The organism is Arthrobacter sp. ATA002 (genome assembly GCF_026898095.1).
In the GTDB taxonomy this organism is placed as follows: Bacteria; Actinomycetota; Actinomycetes; order Actinomycetales; family Micrococcaceae; genus Arthrobacter_B.
The window spans coordinates 3,820,903-3,838,823 of the sequence record NZ_CP114015.1 but is presented as its reverse complement, the minus strand read 5'-3'; the positions used below and the strand labels follow the sequence as shown (position 1 = coordinate 3,838,823).

15 protein-coding genes and 1 pseudogene are annotated in these 17,921 nt (G+C 65.4%); 9 read left to right on the top strand and 7 right to left on the bottom strand.

Annotated features, from left to right (window positions below; all coding sequences use genetic code 11):
- Positions 1-24: 24 nt before the first annotated feature.
- Positions 25-1,338, bottom strand: coding sequence for an isocitrate lyase (gene aceA, locus OL239_RS18830; RefSeq protein ID WP_268910164.1), 1,314 nt, complete (start codon positions 1,336-1,338; stop codon positions 25-27).
- Positions 1,339-1,485: 147 nt separating this feature from the next.
- Here aceA and OL239_RS18825 point away from each other — a divergent pair, with 147 nt between their 5' ends.
- Together OL239_RS18825 and OL239_RS18820 are read left to right on the top strand one after the other, a co-directional pair.
- Entirely contained in the window at positions 1,486-3,033 is a 1,548-nt protein-coding gene (locus tag OL239_RS18825) for a helix-turn-helix transcriptional regulator (RefSeq protein WP_268910163.1), read from the top strand.
- 9 nt (positions 3,034-3,042) lie between these two features.
- The gene (locus OL239_RS18820; RefSeq protein ID WP_268910162.1) at positions 3,043-3,942 is read left to right on the top strand and encodes an Fpg/Nei family DNA glycosylase; all 900 of its coding nucleotides are present in this window, start codon (positions 3,043-3,045) and stop codon (positions 3,940-3,942) included.
- A 158-nt stretch (positions 3,943-4,100) separates the two neighbouring features.
- Here OL239_RS18820 and OL239_RS18815 read toward each other — a convergent pair whose 3' ends face one another.
- On the bottom strand, positions 4,101-7,463 hold the full coding sequence (locus tag OL239_RS18815; protein ID WP_268910161.1) for a S8 family serine peptidase: 3,363 nt from the start codon (positions 7,461-7,463) through the stop codon (positions 4,101-4,103).
- Between the two features lie 36 nt (positions 7,464-7,499).
- Here OL239_RS18815 and OL239_RS18810 point away from each other — a divergent pair, with 36 nt between their 5' ends.
- The 4 genes from OL239_RS18810 to OL239_RS18795 all read left to right on the top strand — a co-directional run bounded on the left by OL239_RS18810 (position 7,500) and on the right by OL239_RS18795 (position 10,699).
- Positions 7,500-7,625 (top strand): hypothetical protein, encoded by a 126-nt coding sequence (locus OL239_RS18810; RefSeq protein ID WP_268910160.1) that lies wholly within the window; start codon positions 7,500-7,502, stop codon positions 7,623-7,625.
- 694 nt (positions 7,626-8,319) lie between these two features.
- On the top strand, positions 8,320-9,279 hold the full coding sequence (locus tag OL239_RS18805; RefSeq protein WP_268910159.1) for a glycosyltransferase family 2 protein: 960 nt from the start codon (positions 8,320-8,322) through the stop codon (positions 9,277-9,279).
- Positions 9,276-9,560: a hypothetical protein gene (locus OL239_RS18800; protein ID WP_268910158.1), complete on the top strand. Its 285-nt coding sequence runs from the start codon at positions 9,276-9,278 to the stop codon at positions 9,558-9,560. Before OL239_RS18805 ends, OL239_RS18800 begins: the two co-directional genes overlap by 4 nt.
- Complete coding sequence (locus tag OL239_RS18795; protein ID WP_329609423.1) at positions 9,491-10,699, top strand: polysaccharide pyruvyl transferase family protein; 1,209 nt, start codon at positions 9,491-9,493, stop codon at positions 10,697-10,699. The genes OL239_RS18800 and OL239_RS18795 overlap by 70 nt, the downstream gene beginning before the upstream one ends.
- 185 nt (positions 10,700-10,884) lie before the next feature.
- Here OL239_RS18795 and OL239_RS18790 read toward each other — a convergent pair whose 3' ends face one another.
- The 3 genes from OL239_RS18790 to OL239_RS18780 form a co-directional block, all read right to left on the bottom strand.
- A complete protein-coding gene (locus OL239_RS18790; RefSeq protein ID WP_268910156.1) occupies positions 10,885-11,730 on the bottom strand; it encodes a hydroxymethylpyrimidine/phosphomethylpyrimidine kinase in 846 nt (281 codons plus the stop codon).
- 101 nt (positions 11,731-11,831) lie between these two features.
- Entirely contained in the window at positions 11,832-12,674 is an 843-nt protein-coding gene (locus OL239_RS18785) for a hypothetical protein (RefSeq protein ID WP_268911823.1), read from the bottom strand.
- Positions 12,675-12,703: 29 nt separating this feature from the next.
- Complete coding sequence (locus tag OL239_RS18780) at positions 12,704-12,961, bottom strand: TetR/AcrR family transcriptional regulator (protein ID WP_268910155.1); 258 nt, start codon at positions 12,959-12,961, stop codon at positions 12,704-12,706.
- 273 nt (positions 12,962-13,234) lie between these two features.
- Between OL239_RS18780 and OL239_RS18775 the strand changes: the two genes are divergently transcribed.
- Positions 13,235-13,975, top strand: coding sequence for a queuosine precursor transporter (locus OL239_RS18775; protein ID WP_268910154.1), 741 nt, complete (start codon positions 13,235-13,237; stop codon positions 13,973-13,975).
- Positions 13,976-14,181: 206 nt separating this feature from the next.
- Positions 14,182-14,448 carry a hypothetical protein gene (locus OL239_RS18770; RefSeq protein ID WP_268910153.1) on the top strand — a complete coding sequence of 89 codons (267 nt, stop codon included), beginning with the start codon at positions 14,182-14,184 and terminating at the stop codon, positions 14,446-14,448.
- A gap of 27 nt (positions 14,449-14,475) precedes the next feature.
- On the opposite strand, the gene tgt is transcribed toward OL239_RS18770, so the two are convergent.
- On the bottom strand, positions 14,476-15,744 hold the full coding sequence (tgt, locus tag OL239_RS18765; RefSeq protein ID WP_268910152.1) for a tRNA guanosine(34) transglycosylase Tgt: 1,269 nt from the start codon (positions 15,742-15,744) through the stop codon (positions 14,476-14,478).
- A 240-nt stretch (positions 15,745-15,984) separates the two neighbouring features.
- Here tgt and OL239_RS18760 point away from each other — a divergent pair, with 240 nt between their 5' ends.
- Positions 15,985-17,049 carry an FUSC family protein gene (locus tag OL239_RS18760; protein ID WP_268910151.1) on the top strand — a complete coding sequence of 355 codons (1,065 nt, stop codon included), beginning with the start codon at positions 15,985-15,987 and terminating at the stop codon, positions 17,047-17,049.
- Here the strand turns inward: OL239_RS18760 and OL239_RS19860 are convergent.
- Positions 17,046-17,917 (bottom strand): annotated as a pseudogene (locus OL239_RS19860) (DUF6707 family protein). The gene OL239_RS18760 and the pseudogene OL239_RS19860 overlap by 4 nt on opposite strands.
- Positions 17,918-17,921: the final 4 nt, after the last annotated feature.

Sequence of the window (17,921 nt, the reverse complement as noted above, 5' to 3'; positions counted from 1 at the left end):
GGCAGGGAAGATGTGGGCGGGACTTTAGTGGAACTGGGCGGACTCGGTGGACCCGGCCAGGGCCAGCGTGCTGCCGTTCGGGTTCAGTGCGGTGGCAATAGCGTCGAAGTAGCCGGTGCCAACCTCGCGCTGGTGCTTGGTGGCCGTGTAGCCGCGGGATTCGGAGCCGAATTCCTTCTCCTGCAGTTCCACATAGGCGCTCATGCCGTTGCGGGCGTAGCCGTGGGCCAGATCGAACATCGAGTAGTTCAGGGCGTGGAAGCCGGCCAGGGTGATGAACTGGAACTTGAAGCCCATGGCCCCGAGCTCGCGCTGGAACTTGGCGATGGTGTCGTCGTCCAGGTGCTTCTTCCAGTTGAACGACGGCGAGCAGTTGTAGGCCAGCATCTGGTCCGGGAACTCGGAGCGGACAGCCTCCGAGAACTTGCGGGCAAGGGCCAGGTCCGGGGTGCCGGTTTCCATCCAGATCAGGTCCGAATAGGGTGCATAGGCCTTGGCACGGGCGATGCACGGTTCGATGCCGTTGCGGACCTTGTAGAAGCCTTCCGCAGTGCGGACGGGCTGTCCGTCTTCGCGGAGGATGAACTCGGAGTCCCGTTCGTCGACGTCGGACGTGATCAGGGTGGCGGCCTCGGCGTCGGTACGGGCAATGACCACGGTGGGGGTGCCGGCGACGTCGGCCGCGAGGCGTGCGGCGTTCAGGGTGCGCACATGCTGGGAGGTGGGGATGAGCACCTTGCCGCCGAGGTGGCCGCACTTCTTCTCCGACGCGAGCTGGTCTTCCCAGTGCACACCGGCCGCGCCGGCCTGGATCATGGACTTCATCAGCTCGTAGGCGTTCAGCGGGCCGCCGAAGCCTGCTTCCGCGTCGGCGACGATCGGCACCAGGTAGTCATCCACGGTGGAGACGCCTTCGGCGAACTCGATCTGGTCGGCGCGCAGCAGTGCGTTGTTGATCCGGCGGACCACGGTGGGCACCGAGTTGGCCGGGTACAGGGACTGGTCCGGGTAGGTGTGGCCGGAGTTGTTCGCGTCGGCGGCCACCTGCCAGCCGGAGAGGTAAATGGCCTTCAGGCCGGCCTTGACCTGCTGCACGGCCTGGTTGCCGGTGAGGGCGCCGAGGGCGTTCGTGTAGCCCTCGTCGCCGGCGTTGCGCACCTGGTCCCACAGCTTTTCCGCGCCGCGGCGGGCCAGGGTGTGCTCTTCGGAGACGCGCCCGCGGAGGCGGACGACGTCGTCGGCAGTGTAATCGCGCTGGATGCCTTCCCAGCGGGGGTTGGTTTCCCAGTCGGCGGTGAGCTGCTCGGCCGTGGGGGCGGTGTTCTGGTCCTGGGTCATTTCGAACGTCTCCTTTAGGGGTTTGCGTCAACCGCCTGTTGTGTCACGAGGCGGTTCCTGCTGTGCAACCAACACTGCGGCAAGAACAACCCCCTTTCCAGAGGTTTGCTCTGGCAAGAAAGGCACTTCTTCGCATAATCTGAAAATGTGACGAACACGACATGGAACCGGCCTGCTCCGGCCTCCCGTAAGCCCGCTGCCGGCTCCGATCCGGAACGCTCCGTGGACGTGATCAGCATGGGCCGGCGCATCCGGCACCTGCGGAAAGCCAAGGGGATGACCCTGGATGACCTCGGGGCCGCCGTGGGTACCGTGGCGTCCCAGTTGTCATTGATCGAGAACGGAAAGCGTGAGCCCAAACTGGGCATGATGCAGTCCCTGGCCGCCGCCCTGGACGTCAGCATTGACTCCCTGCTGGGGGCGGAGCCGCCGAGCCGGCGTGCCGCCCTGGAGATTGAGTTGGAGCGGGCCCAGCGCGGGCCGCTGTACGCGTCCCTCGGGCTGCCCACGGTTCGGATCAGCTCCCGGCTGCCCACGGATGTGCTCGAATCCCTGGTGGGGCTGCAGTCAGAGTTGGAGCGGCGGCTCAACGAGCAGGTGGCCACTCCGGAGGAAGCCCGCCGGGCCAACGGGGAGCTGCGGAAAATGATGCGGGAACGGGACAACTACTTCCCGGAGTACGAGGAGGCTGCCCAGCAGGTGCTGGACTCGGTGGGGCATACTTCGGGTCCGCTCTCGCAGCATGTTATCGCCGACATTGCCGCCCATCTGGGTTTCGCCCTGCATCACGTCGCCGACCTCCCGCACTCCACCCGGTCCGTGACCGACCTGAAGAACCGGCGGATCTACCTCACCCAGTCCCAGCGCTCGGACCATGACCCGCGGTCGGTGCTGCTGCAGGCCCTGGGCCACTACGTCCTGGGCCATCAGACACCGCGCAGCTACGGGGAGTTCCTGGGCCAGCGGGTGGCAACCAATTATTTCGCTGCTGCGCTGCTGCTGCCGCAGAACGCCACCGTCGAATTTCTGCAGCGGGCCAAGGCCGCCAAGGAGATTGCGGTGGAGGACATCCGTGATGCGTTTGCCGTGTCCTATGAAACGGCGGCCCACCGGTTCACGAACCTGGCCACCCGGCACCTGGGCATTCCCACCCATTTCCAGAAGGTCCATGAATCCGGCATTGTCTACAAGGCCTATGAGAACGACGGCGTGACGTTCCCCGCCGACCACACGGGCGCCATTGAGGGCCAGCCGATCTGCCGGTACTGGACATCGCGGGAGGTGTTTGCGGTGCCGGACAAGTTCAGTGCGTTCAACCAGTACACGGATACCCCGGCCGGAACGTACTGGTGCACGGCCCGCACCGAGCGCAGCTCCGGCGGCCTGTTTTCGCTGAGTATTGGAGTGCCGTATGCGCATGTGAAGTGGTTCCGCGGGCGTGACACTGCCGCCCGGTCCAAGTCACGGTGCCCGGATCCGGACTGCTGCCGCACGCCGCCGGGGGAGCTGGCCTCGGAATGGTCCGGATTCGCCTGGCCCAGCGCCCGGGCACACTCCCACCTGCTGGCCGCCCTGCCGCCGGGGGCGTTCCCCGGCGTGGATGAGACCGAGGTGTATTCCTTCCTGCAGGCGCATGCGGGGGACGGGCACGGGGGACTAACAAGGGGGACTGACCAGATTCCGGTAAGCCGTTAGGGTGGGTCCATGCCAGAGATGCCCGAAGTGCAGGGTCTCGTCGACTTCCTGCGGGAAAAGCTCCTACCGTCCGGTGCTCCGCCGGCTGTCGTGTCCGATGTGGAGGTGCTGTCCTTCGCGGTCCTGAAGACTGCCGGCGTTCCGGTGGATGCCCTGCGGGGATCACCGGTGACCGGCGTCGAACGCCGGGGCAAGTTCATTGTCCTTCACACCGGTGGGGTCCACTTGGTGATGCACCTGGCCAAAGCGGGCTGGCTGCGCTGGTCGGATGCGCTGAAGCCCGGACGGCTGCGCCCCGGCAAGGGGAGCATGGCCCTGCGGGTGCGTTTCGCTCCGCGGGAAGGACCGGGGCACGACGGCGGGGATGAGCCGGGCTTCGACCTCACCGAAGCCGGCACCAGGAAAGCACTTGCGGTGTATCTGGTGCGGGACCCCGCCGACGTGCCGGGTATCGCGCGGCTGGGACCGGAGGCGTTCGACGTCGACTTCGCCGCCTTCACCGGCCTGGTCGCCGCGCACCGGGGACAAATCAAGGGACTGCTGCGGGACCAGTCGGTCATTGCCGGCATCGGCAACGCCTACAGCGACGAAATCCTGCATGCCGCCCATTTGTCGCCGTTTGCTGTCGCGGCCAAACTGAAGGACGAGGAAGTGTCGCGGCTGTACGAGGCGCTGCGGGCCGTTCTCGAATCGGCCAATGCCAACGCGGCCGGCCGCCCGGCAGCCGAACTGAAAGACTCGAAACGCCGGGCCATGCGTGTCCACGGCCGCACCGGGGAACCCTGTCCGGTCTGCGGGGACACCGTCCGGGAAGTGTCCTTCGCGGACTCGTCGCTGCAGTACTGTCCCACCTGCCAGACCAGCGGCAAACTGCTTGCTGACCGCAGGCTGTCCAAGCTGCTGAAGTAACCGGCGGCAGTTGAGGCTGTCTCCGGCACAGAGCGGTTGCGGGCACAGAGCGGTTGCGGGTAAAAAGCGGTTTCGAGCAAAGAACCGCGGACCCGGATTTCTCCCGGACCCGCGGCTCTTTTTATCTGCTGGTTACTTCAGTGGCGGCTCCTTCCCGGTTAGAAGGAGTTGCAGCCGCCGTTTTCGTTGTTGTACGTGTCCAGGCGGTGAATGAACGCCGCCATGGCTTCACGCGACACGTCCTCGTACGGACGGAACGTGTTGTCCGGCCAGCCGGTGGAAACACCGGAGTCCTTCATCCACGAGATTTCCTTGTGGAACTGGTTGTTCACGTCCACATCGGTGAACGACGCCGTGCCCGGAGCCTGGTAGCCCAATGCATCCTGAACGGAGCACTGTTCGCCGGCAAACCGGTTCATGAAGGCAGCCATCGCATCACGCGCAACCGGTGCCACCGGGCGGAACGTGCCGTCCGGATAGCCGGTGGAGATCCCGCTGGACGCGAGCCAGGAGATTTCCTTGTAGAACTGGGTGTCCGGTGTGATGTCCGTGAAGGGCGATACATCCGGTGCGTCGTAGGCCGGGGAGCCGGCCAGACGGTACAGGAAGGCAGCCATCGCATCACGGTTGATGGAGCCGGCCGGACGGTAGGTGCCGTCGTCGTAACCGGTGGTCAGGTCCTGATCGGCCATCCAGTTGATGTCCTCTTCGAACATGCCGCCCGGAACGTCCGGGAAGCGCAGCGGGCCGAGTTCAATCTTGGCCACCTGGTCCTTGACGCCTTCGGCGTTGTGGTGGTGCAGGAACAGTGCCTTGCCCTCGGTGGTGCTGGCCTGGCGGTTGACCGCCAGGGTTGCTGCGTCCACTTCCTCGAAGAGGTTCACATTCTCGGTGCCCGGGGCGCCCTGGAACCACATGGCCGGCTCCGTGACGTTGAAGCCAATCCAGTCGGTGGTGTCGACCGGGACATTCTGCCCGCTCTCATTAACGCTCAGGGCATTGGATGTGGTTACCCGGTACTGGATCGGGGCGGACTTGGTCAGGTCCAGCCCAAGGACGGCAGCCGGCATCGGCAGGGTCAGCACATTGGTGTCGAAGTTGTTGGTATCAACATCTCCGAGCCGTCCGTTGACCGGGAGAACACCCATCGAATCGCCCCGTTCTCCATCCACCACCGGATAGATCGCGAATACCAACTGGTCCAGCCCGGAGGCTGAACTCGTGGCGGCCAGGAAGTCGGTTGCGCCGTCATTGTTGGTGTCGAATTCAACGGCAACCTGGCTGTTGCTGTTCAGCGACGGCCAGTTTTCCCAGGTGCTCAGTCCGATGTTCAGTGTGGAGGTATCCAGATCTCCGCCGACGGCAGTGAGTGCCGGGACGTTGGAGGAAGCCCCTACGGTGCGCAGGTCCAGCGAGTACAGGGACTCAAGGGCCAAGTCGCTGCGGCGCTCGCTCTCGGCACCGAGAACCAGCGGGGTCACCAGCGAAACATAGGCCTCGCTGCCTTCGCCCTGATCCAGGCCACGGCCGCTGAAGGTGGTCAGCGCGGAGAGCGCGGACTCGTCGGCGAACGTGATCTTGGAGCTGGCCTTCATGTTGGCGGTCGGCTTCGGAGCGGAGTACACCGGCACCCGGAGGGTTTCGGAGGTCGTGCTCGTTAGCTGCAGCCGGCCGGAGGCCTCGGCAATGTACTGGCGGGGATTGCCGGCCTGGATCTTGTCGGCTGCCGGGTCCATCGTCTTGATCAGCGCCGCGGGGTCAGCAATGCTGAGCGTGACGGGGACCGTGGCCTTGCCGTTGGCGGGGACGGAAACCGGTGCGGTTCCGGTGCTGACGACAACGCCGGGAACCTGCGTCGCGGCCAGGTACTCAGCCGTGAAGGTCTGCGGGGAGTCGCCCTTGTTTTCGATGGTGACCGTGCGGGTGAGCTCGATCGGATTGGCACCGAGCTCCAGGACACCGAAGTTCACCGAGGTAAGGCGGGGATTCTCGGTGTCGTAAGCCAGGACCTTCGTCTCGAGGGCGTCCAGCGCGTCGACGCGTCCCGAACCGACACGGTTCGGTGCGTACGCGATGCCGTCGGCGGTCAGGAGATCGTGGGTGGCGGTGTTCATGATGATCGACTTGACCTCGTACGGGTTGTAGTCGGTTGCCGCGATCACCAGTGCCGCGATGCCGGCGACATTCGGCGCGGCCATCGATGTGCCGCTCTTGATGGAGGCGCCGGTACCGGTGCCCACCTGCGCGGACTTGATCTGCGTGCCCGGAGCGGCCACGTCAGGCTTGACGACGCCGTTGGAACCGTGCACGCCGCGCGAGGAGCTGGAGTTCAGGGTGTCCAGCGCGCCGGACTCTCCGGTTACCGAACCCACCAGTGCGGGATCGAGTTCGATTTCGAGGGTTCCGGCCTGGGCAGCCGGTCGCAGCTCTTCCGAGGAATCCGCGGTGAGCTGGATGCCGGGGATCAGCGCATTGCCGCCGACGCCGGCGTCAAAACCGTTGAGGGTGGAATCGACAACGACGCCGGCGTAGCCGGCCTTTGCTGCGTTGTCCCAGCGGACCAGGGAGCCGCATTCACGGGTGGTGGAGTCGTCATCCCAGGTGAGCCAGACCCACTTGCCGGCATCGTCCCCGGCATCAAGCGGGGCACACCCGTCGGAGTTGTCGCCTTCCGGACCCATGACTACGGTGCCGGTGAGGGCTTCCGCGGGAGCGGTGGCGTAATTGTAGCTGGCGGTGTACTGGCCGCTGGCGGTTCCGGTGTCCGGAGCCAGGACCCTGGCGGCGTCCAGGGTGGTCTGCGAGCCAACGCTGTTGGCCACGGTCAGCGCTGTTTCGGCGCTGCCCGGCGAGCCGCCGATGTCGTAGATGTCGCCGGAGTTGCCGGAGGAAACCACAGACAGGATGCCCTGCGCGGTCAACGCGTTGACGATGTCGTTTTCCGGATCGTCGTAGGCGGGGAAGGTAGAGCCCAGGGACATGTTTACAACCTGGGCCCGGTCGCTGAAGTCGCCGTCGTTGTTGGGGTCCAGGACGTAGTCCAGGGCCTGGCCGACCACCTCGGAGGAGCCGTCGCAGCCGAACACCCGGACGCTGACAAGCTTTGCCTCAGGTGCGGTGCCCGGGCCGATGCCCATGGCGTTGACGTCCTCGGCCGTCAGCTCCGAATAGTCACCCCGGAAGGTGGTGCCGTCAGCGTTGGTGCCGTAACCGGCTGCAGTGCCGGCGACGTGCGAACCGTGACTCTGGCAGTCCAGCGGGTTTGCATCGGGCGCGGGGACGGGGTTGTAGAGTTCGGGAACGGTCGGGTCGGCGTTGTAGTCATCCCCGACGAGGTCCCAGCCGCCGGCAAACTTCTCAGGATCGTACAGGCCCGAATCCGCGGCTGGCATCTCGTTGGAAGCCTGTGCCGTGGCAAAGGCTTCCAGGGTTCCGGGGCCGCCGAAGTCGGAGTGCGTGTAGTCAATCCCGGTATCCAGCACGGCGATGGTGATTCCCTCGCCGGTCTGGTCCCGCTGCACCCACGAATCAAGGGCGCGGACATCAATGTCCCTCCCTTGTTTTCGTGGGTCTTCGGGACGATGCCGGTGATCTTCGCGACGTCGCTGCGTGATGCCAGCGCCCGGATGGCCTCGGCGTCACCGTTCATGGCGACACCGGGGATGGTGTTGGTGGTCGTGTAGAGAATGCTGGAGGAAGCCTGTGCGGCAACTTCCTGCGCCTGCGCTTCGATCGAGGCACGGATTTGCTGCACCTCGGATGCCTTGTTCAGGGGTGCGGCAAGCCCGTTGCGGACTTCCTGCGGCTGAGTCTGTTCAAAGGCGCCTTTGCCGGTGAACTGAACGAACACTGAGACCGGCCCCTGCTTAGTGGACAAGTCAGCTGAGACCTTAAGTTCCGGCGAGACACGGGCCAGGCCCTGTGCCGTCGGGTCCCCCTGCGTGTTCCCTCCACGGCCGAAGCCGGGGTCCACATACTGGAGACCAAGGCCAGGCCGGCAAGTGTCGCCAGCGTGGCCCTTCCTGATCTCCGATGGTTTGGATTGTTCATACTTCTCCTTATTTTAAGAAAGGATGCCGACGCCTGGGACGAATCTTTGATCCGAATCCCACCGACCGAGACTGGGCAATGAGGTATTGACTAAAAGACGAACCGGGTAGTTTCACGATTTGTTGGTCAGGATCAAACCGCGGCGCTACCTGTACCTTTGTTCCTCGCTAAAGAGATGTCAACAGTAAAAGCGAATCGTTCCGCGGGCGCGGCCCGGCCCGGTCCGGCGGGCGATAATCGCGGCGCCCGGGCTGCCGGTATCGTGGAGGAGGAAGTGGAGTCAACCCCGGGAGCCAAGTGTCAGCGCCAGTAACACCGTCAGTAGCCGTGATTGTCAGGACCAAGGACCGTCCGCAATTTCTGCAGCGCGCGCTCAACAACATCTTTTCCCAGACCTACCGCGGAATCCGGGTGGTCGTCGTCAATGACGGAGGCAGCCCCGAACGCGTCGCAGATGTGCTCGCCCTGTTCCCCGAAGCCTCCCGGGCGCTGGTCACCGTGGTGACCCACGAGCAGAGCCGGGGGATGGAAGCAGCGTCCAATGCAGGTATCCGCAGCTGTGACTCCGAGTACATTGCCATTCACGACGACGACGATCTCTGGCACCCCGAATTCCTCGAGCGGACGGTCCGTTATCTGGCTGATTCTTCCGATGCGGGGGTTGTCGTACGGACGAACATACGCTATGAAGAAATTGACGGTGACGAAATCCGGGAGACGGGGTCCGTTCCTTTCTGGGGGGATATGCAGCAAATATCACTTGGTGAGATGCTCCAGGTTAACCGTGCCGTCCCTATTTCCTTCCTCTACCGGCGGTCGCTGCATGAAGAACTTGGCTATTACGACGAAAGAATGGACGTCTGCGGAGATTGGGAATTCAACATTCGGGTGCTCTCCCGCCAGCCGATCGGGTTCCTGGACGGAGAGGTGCTTGCGTTCTGGAGCCAGCGCCCTGCCGCCAGTGGCGCCGACGCCAACAGCATCTTCGACAAAGCTGCGGACCATCGGCGTTTCGACCGCTATGTCCGCGATGAGTACCTGCGCAGGGACCTGAGCAACGGGGGTCTGGGAGTCCTGCTAGAGGTGAGCTGCATGATGAACGAGCAGAAGGAGCTGCTGCTGGAGAACCAGCGGCGAATGGATGCGATGCAGGCGCAGCTCACCGACGCCCTCCAGCGGCTGGAGGATACGGTCACGCGCCGGACCAGCTTCAGCGGCATCCTGCGGCGCGGCAACACGGCTGCGGCCGTGCTCCTGACGGCCCTGCGCGGGAAATCCCGCAGATGACAGTACGTATTGCTGTCCTGGCTGACCTCGGCCAGGACGTTTATCACGCCGGCGACGAAGCCATGGGACACGCGGCTGCTGATGAACTGCGCCGCCGCGGACTGCAGGTGCTGCTGCTTTCCCGCAACCCGGAACAAACGCAGCGGCTGTTTGGCTGCCGTGCCGCCGCAACGCTTCCTTTCCCTGGCCGCCGGCCGAGCGTGAAGCCTACCTGCGGCGCATCCGCAGCCATCTCGGCGGTACCGCCGAACTTCCGGCCGGAGACCCGGCCCGCGCCCTGATTGGTGTGCTGTCGGAATGCGACGGCGTCCTGGTTGCCGGCGGCGGCAACCTGAACTCGCGTTACGGCTGGCTGCTCTACGAGCGTGCCGCCGTCGTCGCGGTTGCCCGGGCGCTGGGAAAGCCGGTGGTCATTTCCGGCCAGACACTCGGCCCGCAGCTGACCGCTCCGGATGCCGCCGAGCTGGCCCGGATGCTGGAATCGGCGGCGATGAGCTCGATGCGGGAGCCGGCGTCCCTGCAGCTGGCGCGGAGTCTGGGCGCCACCGCCGTCGCAGGCCTGGATGATGCGTCCTTCCTGGAACCCGGGGAGATTTCGGGCGCCGAACTGGGCAGCGGCATCGACGCACTGCCGGACAGCGGCTATGTTGCCGTGACTGTTGCCCCCACCTCCGCGGATACCGGTGACTTTCCTGCCCGGCTGGGTGCGGAGCTGGACGCCCTGCACGAACGGACCGGACTGCCGGCGGTCTTCATTCCGCACATGGGCGTTGGCTCGGACCGGGGCTGGGACCTGGAGTCCCACACCCGCATTGCGGATTCGATGAGCACACCGTTGCAGCAGCTGCCGGTCCTGCCGGCACGGCAGGTGGCGGCTCTGACGGCCGGCGCCTCCCTGGTCGTAACTTCCCGCTACCATCCGGCGGTCTTTGCGCTCTCCGCCGGAGTTCCTGTCGTGGGTTTGGCAACGGACACCTACAGCGGAGTCCGGATCGCAGGGGCGATGGGAAACTGGGGGATGGCGGACTTTGCCCTTCCCTGCCCGCGCTGCAGGAGAACCTGCTGGGCCCGGCACTCACGGAGGCCTGGCAGCGCCGCAGCGACATTTCGGGCCATCTCACGGCGGCACTGCCGTCCCGGACAGCGTGGAGCAAATCCTGGTGGGACGCCGCGGCCGCCGTCCTGTCGGGGCATCCGCCGCTCCGTGGATCCTCGGGTTCATCTTGCGCCGACCTGCCCGCAGTGCCGCGGTTTGAGGCACACGGCCCCTGGGTGGCAGCAGCGGAGGGAAGCGCGGCAGCGTTCTATCCGCGTTCCCGCGTGGAGGCACAGGAAGGCGTCGAAGAGGACCGGCTCCGCTCCTACACCCGGGAGCAGGCGCGCGAACATGAGGAGCTGCAGGCCGAACACCGGCGGCTGACTTCCTCGCGGACGGTCCAGAGTGCCCTGTCGCTGCACCGGGTGTACGCCAAGCTCTTCCGGCGCTAGGGGACCGCTCACGCGCTGCCGGAGCCGCCCGGCTACCGGCCCGCACCTGCAGGCCCGCACGGTGGGCTGCCGATCCGCCCGCACGCCGGTTACCCCGGCGGCGGGCGGCCCCCGTGCCTAGAGGGCGGGGCCGGCGCCGGCGTTGCCCTGCCACAGGGCGTCGAACGGGGTGTGGGAGGACACCCGGTTGCGGATGCCTTCGGTCACGAAGGCCTTGGCGGTCTTGGCGGCGGCCAGAGGTGTGGAGCCCTTCGCGAGTTCCGCGGTAATTGCCGCGGCAAGGGTGCAGCCGGCACCGCTGACTGCAACGTCGCCCACCTTGGGTGCCCGGAGGACCTCCATGGTTTCGCCGTCGTAGAACACGTCCACGGCGTCCTCGCCTTCAAGGCGTACTCCGCCCTTGGCAAGCACCACTGCCCCGGAGGCTTCATGGATGCGGCGTGCGGCTTCCTGCAGGTCCTCCACGCTCTCGATGGCATCCATGCCCGACAGGGACATGGACTCAAAATGGTTCGGGGTGACAAAGGTGGCCAGCGGAAGGATCTGGGCCTTCAGCGCCTGGTCGGTGTCCAGCGCTGCGCCGGGTTCCTGGCCCTTGCAGATCAGGACCGGGTCCAGGATGATATTGGTCCATTCCTGGCTCTGGAGTGCCTTGGCCACGGTGTCGATGGTGGCGGGCGTTCCGAGCATGCCCAGCTTGACGGTCGTCAGATCGTAGGCGGTCTGGATTGCTTCGAGCTGATCACTGATCACCCCGGCTTCGACGGGAACGAACCGGTGGTTCCAGTTGTCCTTCGGATCGAATGAGACGATGCACGTCAGCGCGGCGATCCCATAGGTCCCCAATTCCTGGAACGTTTTCAGGTCAGCCTGGGCGCCGGCCCCGCCGGTAGCTTCGGAACCGGCGATAGTAAGGGTGACGGCCGGAGCAGCAGTTCCGGCGGAGTGTGTGTTAGCAGACATGTCTCCATCTTCCACCCAAAGTGCGCACCGGTGCCACCGGTGCGGTGACACGGCCCCGCCCTGTACATGGGGACGTCACAGTGCCGGAGGCTGCTCTGCTGTTAGGCGCGCGCGAGCCGCCAGATAGCGGCGCGTCCGGCGGCCATGGACAGGCCGATGGCCGCAGCCATGAGCAGCGGCACGGTCACCGACTGCACGCTGAGCCCGATGATCAGCCATGCGAGCAGCGTCGGCACGAGGAAGAAGGCCAGGACATGGACCCCCTGGTTCAACACGCGGCGCAGTGACCAGCCAAGGAGCAGGGCCACCGGCAGGGCGGTAAACAGCCCCAGTCCGGCGGCATAGAATGCCGCGACGATGACGGTCCACGCGTATCCCCAGAAATCCCGCGCCGTGCCCCAGCCCACGGCCAGGGTAGCGATCGAGGCGAGGACGAGGCATGCGACGAGGTATCCAAGGGCCGAAGCCAGCGGTCCGGGAAGCACCCGCGGACTGCCGGGAGCGCTGTTCGCTGCAGCCGGCGCGGAAGGTGCGACCTCGTCGTCGGCCTGGTCAGTCATCGCGTCGGGCTCCTGGAATAAGTGGACAACATCTTCCACGATATTGCGCACCACGGGCAGGCGGGAGAGGATGACGAGCTTTGCCGTCAGGGGAGCGACACTGTGTGCGAGCCTGCGGGACCGGCGCTGCCCCGGGGAGCGGTCGTAGATCCAGAACAGGGTAATACCCATATGGACCAGCCACAGCAGTTCGGGCAGGTCGTCGCGGATTGCCAGGGGCGGCTGCGGACGGGAAACCGTGACCGCCTGCCGGAACAATGCGATCGATTTCGCCCGTCCGATTCCCGCATCAGCCGCGCCGCGGTGGCCGCGGCGTTCGGGAGCCGGCGACGGCGGCATGGCCAGCCGCAGGAACTGGCCGCCAAAGTCATGGTAGGGCTCCAGGATGTCCAGGTGCGCCAGCAGGATAAGCCTCAGGTGTTCACCCAGGTTGTGCCCTCGCGCAGCAGCGGCAGGCTGCGGCTGCGGTGTTCATCCTCGAGGCTCCGGTACAGCTCCGCTACGAGCTCATCCTTGGACCGGAAGTAGTAGTAGGCGTTGCCCACTGACACTCCTGCGGCTTCAGCAATGCTCCGCATGGTGGTTTTGGCGTACCCCTGCGTGCGGAAAAGGGAGAGCGCCGACTCGATCAGCTGCCGCCGGGTCTGTTCACTCTTGACCGTGGCGGCCATCAACGCTCCTTGATTTCAGTTATCGGCCGGGTTCAGTCCGCGGTCAAGCGTCCTGCATCTGCCCGCAGCGGCCCGGCACGCCTGTCAGTACATCATCTTTTTGAACGCGTTCAAAAAGGTTCAATGAGTGTTGGTGCCGGTGACCACACGCATGCTGCCGGCCGGAACGTGGCAGAATTGACGGCGGCCCCCGGCAGGGCCGCCCGGTGCAGCGGGCACAGTGCTAATACAGCCGGCGAAAGCCCCGGCGAACCACTACGAAACGGAATTCCCATGCACACCTCCACCGGCGTCGATCCGGCGCTCGCCCTGGCCTTCGCGGCCCGCGGCAGCTCGCATTACGACATCATCCTGACGCTCATGTGCGTCGTCATCGTCATCTCCAACATCGGAGCCACCAAGGGCGTGGTGCTCGGTCCGATCTTTGGAGATTTCAGCATCGTCACTGACGGAGGCTTTTTCCTCTTTCCGCTGGCCTACATCCTGGGCGATGTCATCAGCGAGGTGTACGGCTTTAAGGCGGCGCGGCGCGCCATCTTTACCGGCTTTGCGGTTGCCGCCGGAGCGGCCCTCAGCTTTGCCGTCATCATTGCGCTTCCCGGCTTCGACGACGACTACGGGCAGGCCAAACAGGCGGCCCTGGAGCTGGCGCTGGGGCCGGTCTGGCAGATTGTGGCGGCCAGCCTGCTGGGCTTCCTGGCCGGCCAGACCCTCAACTCCTGGGTGCTGGTCAAGATGAAGGAACGGTTCCGGGAACGGGCGCTGATTGGAAGGCTCATGGCCTCCACCGGTGTCGGCGAGTTCGCGGACACCCTGATCTTCTGCGCCATAGCTGCCCCGGTCATCGGGATCACCGACGCCGGCGGGTTCATTAACTACGTGATCTTCGGTTTCGTGTACAAAACCCTCGTGGAGTTCCTGTTTGTCCCTGTGACCGCCGTCGTCATCAAGGCGATCAAGAAGCGTGAACCAAGTTACGGTGCCGGCGGCGCTTCGGCTCCGATCACCGGGTAATTCGCGCCGCCTGAGGGTATGCCGGCGGCACCGGGGTACCTGCTGCGGGTGATTTTCGGGACGCTCTGTTGCGTCCGGGCTTTTTGCTCTAGCGTCGCATTCACCGCCGCACGGAAGGGCCAACGCCGGGGTCGGGAAGCGTGAACGGCGTGGTTGGGGATGCGGAAAACGGCGCAGCCGGGCAGATGTGATCGAGGAGGAACGGGATGCAGGAGCGCGGTCAGGAGAACTCCGGACGGGATGCTGCAGAAGCAGCAGGCGCCGGGGAAGCGGCGGACAACGAGGGTTTCCATGCCGGCCCGTTGGCTTCCGGGGAATCGGCGGGCAAGGATCAGGCAGGAAAAGGCGGCTCCGCGTCAGAGTCAGGTGGGCCGGAGTCCGGCGGGCCGGAGGATCCGCCGGAGGCCGACCAGAGTCCCACCGGAGAGCAGGACCCGGACCAGAACCCGCCGCTGCCCCGCACCTGGAACTAACCACCAGCGGCCGCGCTGGCCCCGCTGCTACTTGGCGCTGTAGTACTTTCCGAGGGTGTCCGCCTTGAAGTCGAAGAAAGAGCCGTCTTCGATGGCCAGGCGGGCGTCGTCGACCAGTTTTACGGTGAAACGCTCGTTGTGGATCGACACGAGGGTGGCCGCCACCATTTCCTTGGCGCGGAACAGATGGTGGATGTAGGCCTTGGTGTAGTGAGCGCAGGCATAGCAGTCGCACCCCTCCACCAGCGGGCTGAAGTCCTTCTTGAACCGGGCATTGGACAGGTTCAGCCGCCCGTACGGCGTGTAGAACGCTGACGTGCGGGCCACCCGGGTGGGGGAGACGCAGTCGAAGGTGTCGGCACCGTTTTCAATGGCGGTGAAGATGTCATCCGGTTCGGAAATGCCGAGCAGGTGCCGGGGCTTATCCTCGGGCAGTTCCTCGGTGCACCAGCGGACGATGGTTCCGAGGTTTTCCTTTTCCAGCGCGCCGCCGATGCCGAAGCCGTCAAAGTCCATCGCCCCCAAATCGCGGGAGGCTTTCCGGCGAAGGTCTTCGTACTGGGCGCCCTGCAGCACCCCGAACAGCGCCTGATACGGCTTGCCGACCCGTTCTTCGGTGAGCCGCTGATGCTCCGTGATGCAGCGCTGGGCCCAAAGGCGTGTCCGTTCCAGGGACATTTCCTGATATTCGCGCGAGTTCATCAGGGTGGTCAGCTCATCGAAGGCGAACATGATGTCCGCACCGATCTGGTGCTGGACCTGCATGGAAACTTCGGGTGTAAAACGGTGCTTGTCACCGTTGAGGTGGGACTTGAACCACACGCCGTCGTCGTCAATGTGGGCCAGGCGCTCCTTGCCCGGTGCGACGGCGTCGTCCGCCCCGGTGGCATGGGTGGTGCCGTCCGCGTTCATATTGATGACTTTGAAACCGGCACCCAGGCTCATCACCTGGAAGCCGCCGGAATCGGTGAAGGTGGGGCCGGACCAGTTCATGAACTTACCCAGGCCGCCGGCGGCATCCAGGACGTCCGGACCCGGCTGCAGATACAGGTGGTAGGCATTAGCCAGCAGTGCCTGGGCGCCCAGATCGGCCATGGACTCGGGCAGCACGGCCTTCACGGTGGCCTTGGTTCCGACGGCTATGAATGCCGGCGTCGCGATCTCTCCGTGCGGTGTGGTGATCGTGCCGGTGCGGCCCTGGAACTCACCCCCGTTGGCCTGCGTCTGCGTAGCTGTTGGGGCAGTGGTTTCGCGCAGGCGCTTACCGAGGGCAAAGGAGAACGTTGAGGAGGACACTCCTCCATTTTGCCCTACGGGCCGCGGAAGCAGGTGCGCCGCCGGGCTCCGTGCCCGACGCCGCCGGGCTCCGTGCCCGACGCCGCCGGGTTTCGTGCCTGACGCCGCCGGGCAGTGGGATGCGCACCACATTATTCCGGTGGTGGTTACGGGCGGGAGTACGGTGGACAGGGCGGTTTGGCGGCGGTATCCGACCGCACCTGTGTCCCTGACCGCACCTGAAAGGCCGAGCGGAATTCCTTGAACCACCTGCGTGAGATGTTTCGGATCGCTCCCGCCCACAACGACCACCACGTGGCGATCCGGTGCGGCCTCGGCGTCGGAGTTCCGCTGCTTCTGCTGCTGGCGTTCGGACGCATTGACCTGGCTATCTTTGCCAGTTTTGGCGCCTTCACGGGCATCTATGGCAGGAACGAGCCGCACCGCCAGCGCTTCGGCCATCAGCTGCGGGCCGCTGCGCTGATGCTCGCCGTAATCCTGGCCGGCGCCCTGACCTCCCGGCTGGACCCCGGCCCCTGGGACATCGTGGCGGGCACTACGGCCGTGGCAGGGCTTGGTACTCTGGCGACGGGATTCTGGCGGCTCCGTCCTGCGGGATCCCTGTTCCATATCTTTGCCTACGCCGCCATTTCCTCAGTACCGAACCAACCGCCTCTCTGGCAGGCACTGCTGGCAGCGGCCGGAACCGTGCTTTTTGCCCTGCTGCTGGGACTTTCCGGCTGGTTCCTGCGCCGCCACCGCACGGCGTGGGAAAAGCCGGAGCGGCCGCGTTTCAGCCCGGCCCAGCGCAGGGCCATTTATGTCGACGCCGGACAGTATGCCCTGGTGGCCGCGGTGGCCGGATCGATCGCCACGGCCATGGGCATCGGCCATAATTACTGGGCCATGGTGGCAGCTACGGTGCCGTTGGTCGGGCTGACCGTCCGCAACCGGATCCACCGGGGACTGCAGCGGATCCTGGGTACTTTCGGCGGCCTGCTGCTGACGGCAGTCATCCTGCTGCCCGGGCTGGAGCCGTGGCAGATGGTGGTGGTGATTGCGCTGCTGCAGTTCGGCGCGGAGATGCTCATTGCGCGCCAGTACGCCCTCGCCCAGGTAGTCGTCACGCCGCTGGCCCTGGTGAGTACGGAACTGGCGCATCCCGGTAATCCGCTGTTGCTGGTTTCGGACCGGGCCGTGGAAACTGTCATTGGCGCATCGGTGGGCATGGCCATGGTGCTGGTCCAGCACTGGCGAAGCCGCAGCCAGCACCAGCGAAGACGGGGCCGGCACGGGGGTCAGTCCGCAGCTGCGGACGGATCCTAAAGGTCCAGGTTCAGGCCGCGGACGGCGATGAGTTCGTTGCGGATCCGGCGGTCCAGTTCGCTCTCTGAAAGTGTCTGGGATCCGCCGTGGGCCCGCAGATACAGCAGCTGATCAAGACGCAGGACACGCCACTCCCGTTCGCTGTGGCCGTCTCCGGCCTCGGCTGACCGGTGGATTTCGCGGTCGTAAAGGTTGGGTTCGTTCAGCTGCCGCTGCAGCATCTCCGCCGCCAGCTTGGCCTTGAGCGGATCGCTTTCCGCGGCGTCGCCCGCCCGGACTGCCTGCGCATAAGCTGCTGAGGTTTCCTCGTCTCCGGACTCGTGCGTGATGTGCGCCGCCAGCGACAGCGCACCCTGAATCCAGGTCCACCGGCCGAAGTTTCCGTCGAACGGCAGCCCGGTGATGATGTTACAGACCTGCAGCGCGTTTTCGGAGTCATCCAGGTCCACATACAGCGTGTGGGCAAGGTCCCGGACATCCCGCAGATTGCTGCCCGACTTTACGTTCAGGCCACGGCCCAGCCGGACGGAAATGTCCTGCACGCGGCTGTTATCCGGGTGTGCGGCGGCAGCGGCTGCAACGGCCGCGGCGTAATTTTCCTCCTCAGCGGGCACCGTGCGCACAGCATCCGCGGGCGCGCCGGAGGGTGCAGGGCCTGGACCCGGACGGACGAGCCGTACGCCAGCCGCAGCGTCATGCCGTCCTCGAGCACCAGATGGACGAGGGCGGGCACGCCGAAGTCGTCGTTCTCCACCGAGCTGTCACGGACCGGAGCCAGCGGGGTGCTTTCATGCACAGGAATCTGTCCGGGGGCAAGCAGCTCGGCGTTGACCCGGAATGTGTAAGATTCCGGCTGGCTCTCTGGCATGGCA

Bases quoted from the DNA above. Each gene is read 5' to 3' on its own strand.
- aceA (WP_268910164.1), bottom strand. From the start codon at position 1,338: ATGACCCAGGACCAGAACACCGCCCCCACGGCCGAGCAGCTCACCGCC.
- OL239_RS18820 (WP_268910162.1), top strand. From the start codon at position 3,043: ATGCCAGAGATGCCCGAAGTGCAGGGTCTCGTCGACTTCCTGCGGGAA.
- OL239_RS18800 (WP_268910158.1), top strand. From the start codon at position 9,276: ATGACAGTACGTATTGCTGTCCTGGCTGACCTCGGCCAGGACGTTTAT.
- OL239_RS18790 (WP_268910156.1), bottom strand. From the start codon at position 11,730: ATGTCTGCTAACACACACTCCGCCGGAACTGCTGCTCCGGCCGTCACC.
- OL239_RS18780 (WP_268910155.1), bottom strand. From the start codon at position 12,961: ATGGCCGCCACGGTCAAGAGTGAACAGACCCGGCGGCAGCTGATCGAG.
- OL239_RS18775 (WP_268910154.1), top strand. From the start codon at position 13,235: ATGCACACCTCCACCGGCGTCGATCCGGCGCTCGCCCTGGCCTTCGCG.
- OL239_RS18770 (WP_268910153.1), top strand. From the start codon at position 14,182: ATGCAGGAGCGCGGTCAGGAGAACTCCGGACGGGATGCTGCAGAAGCA.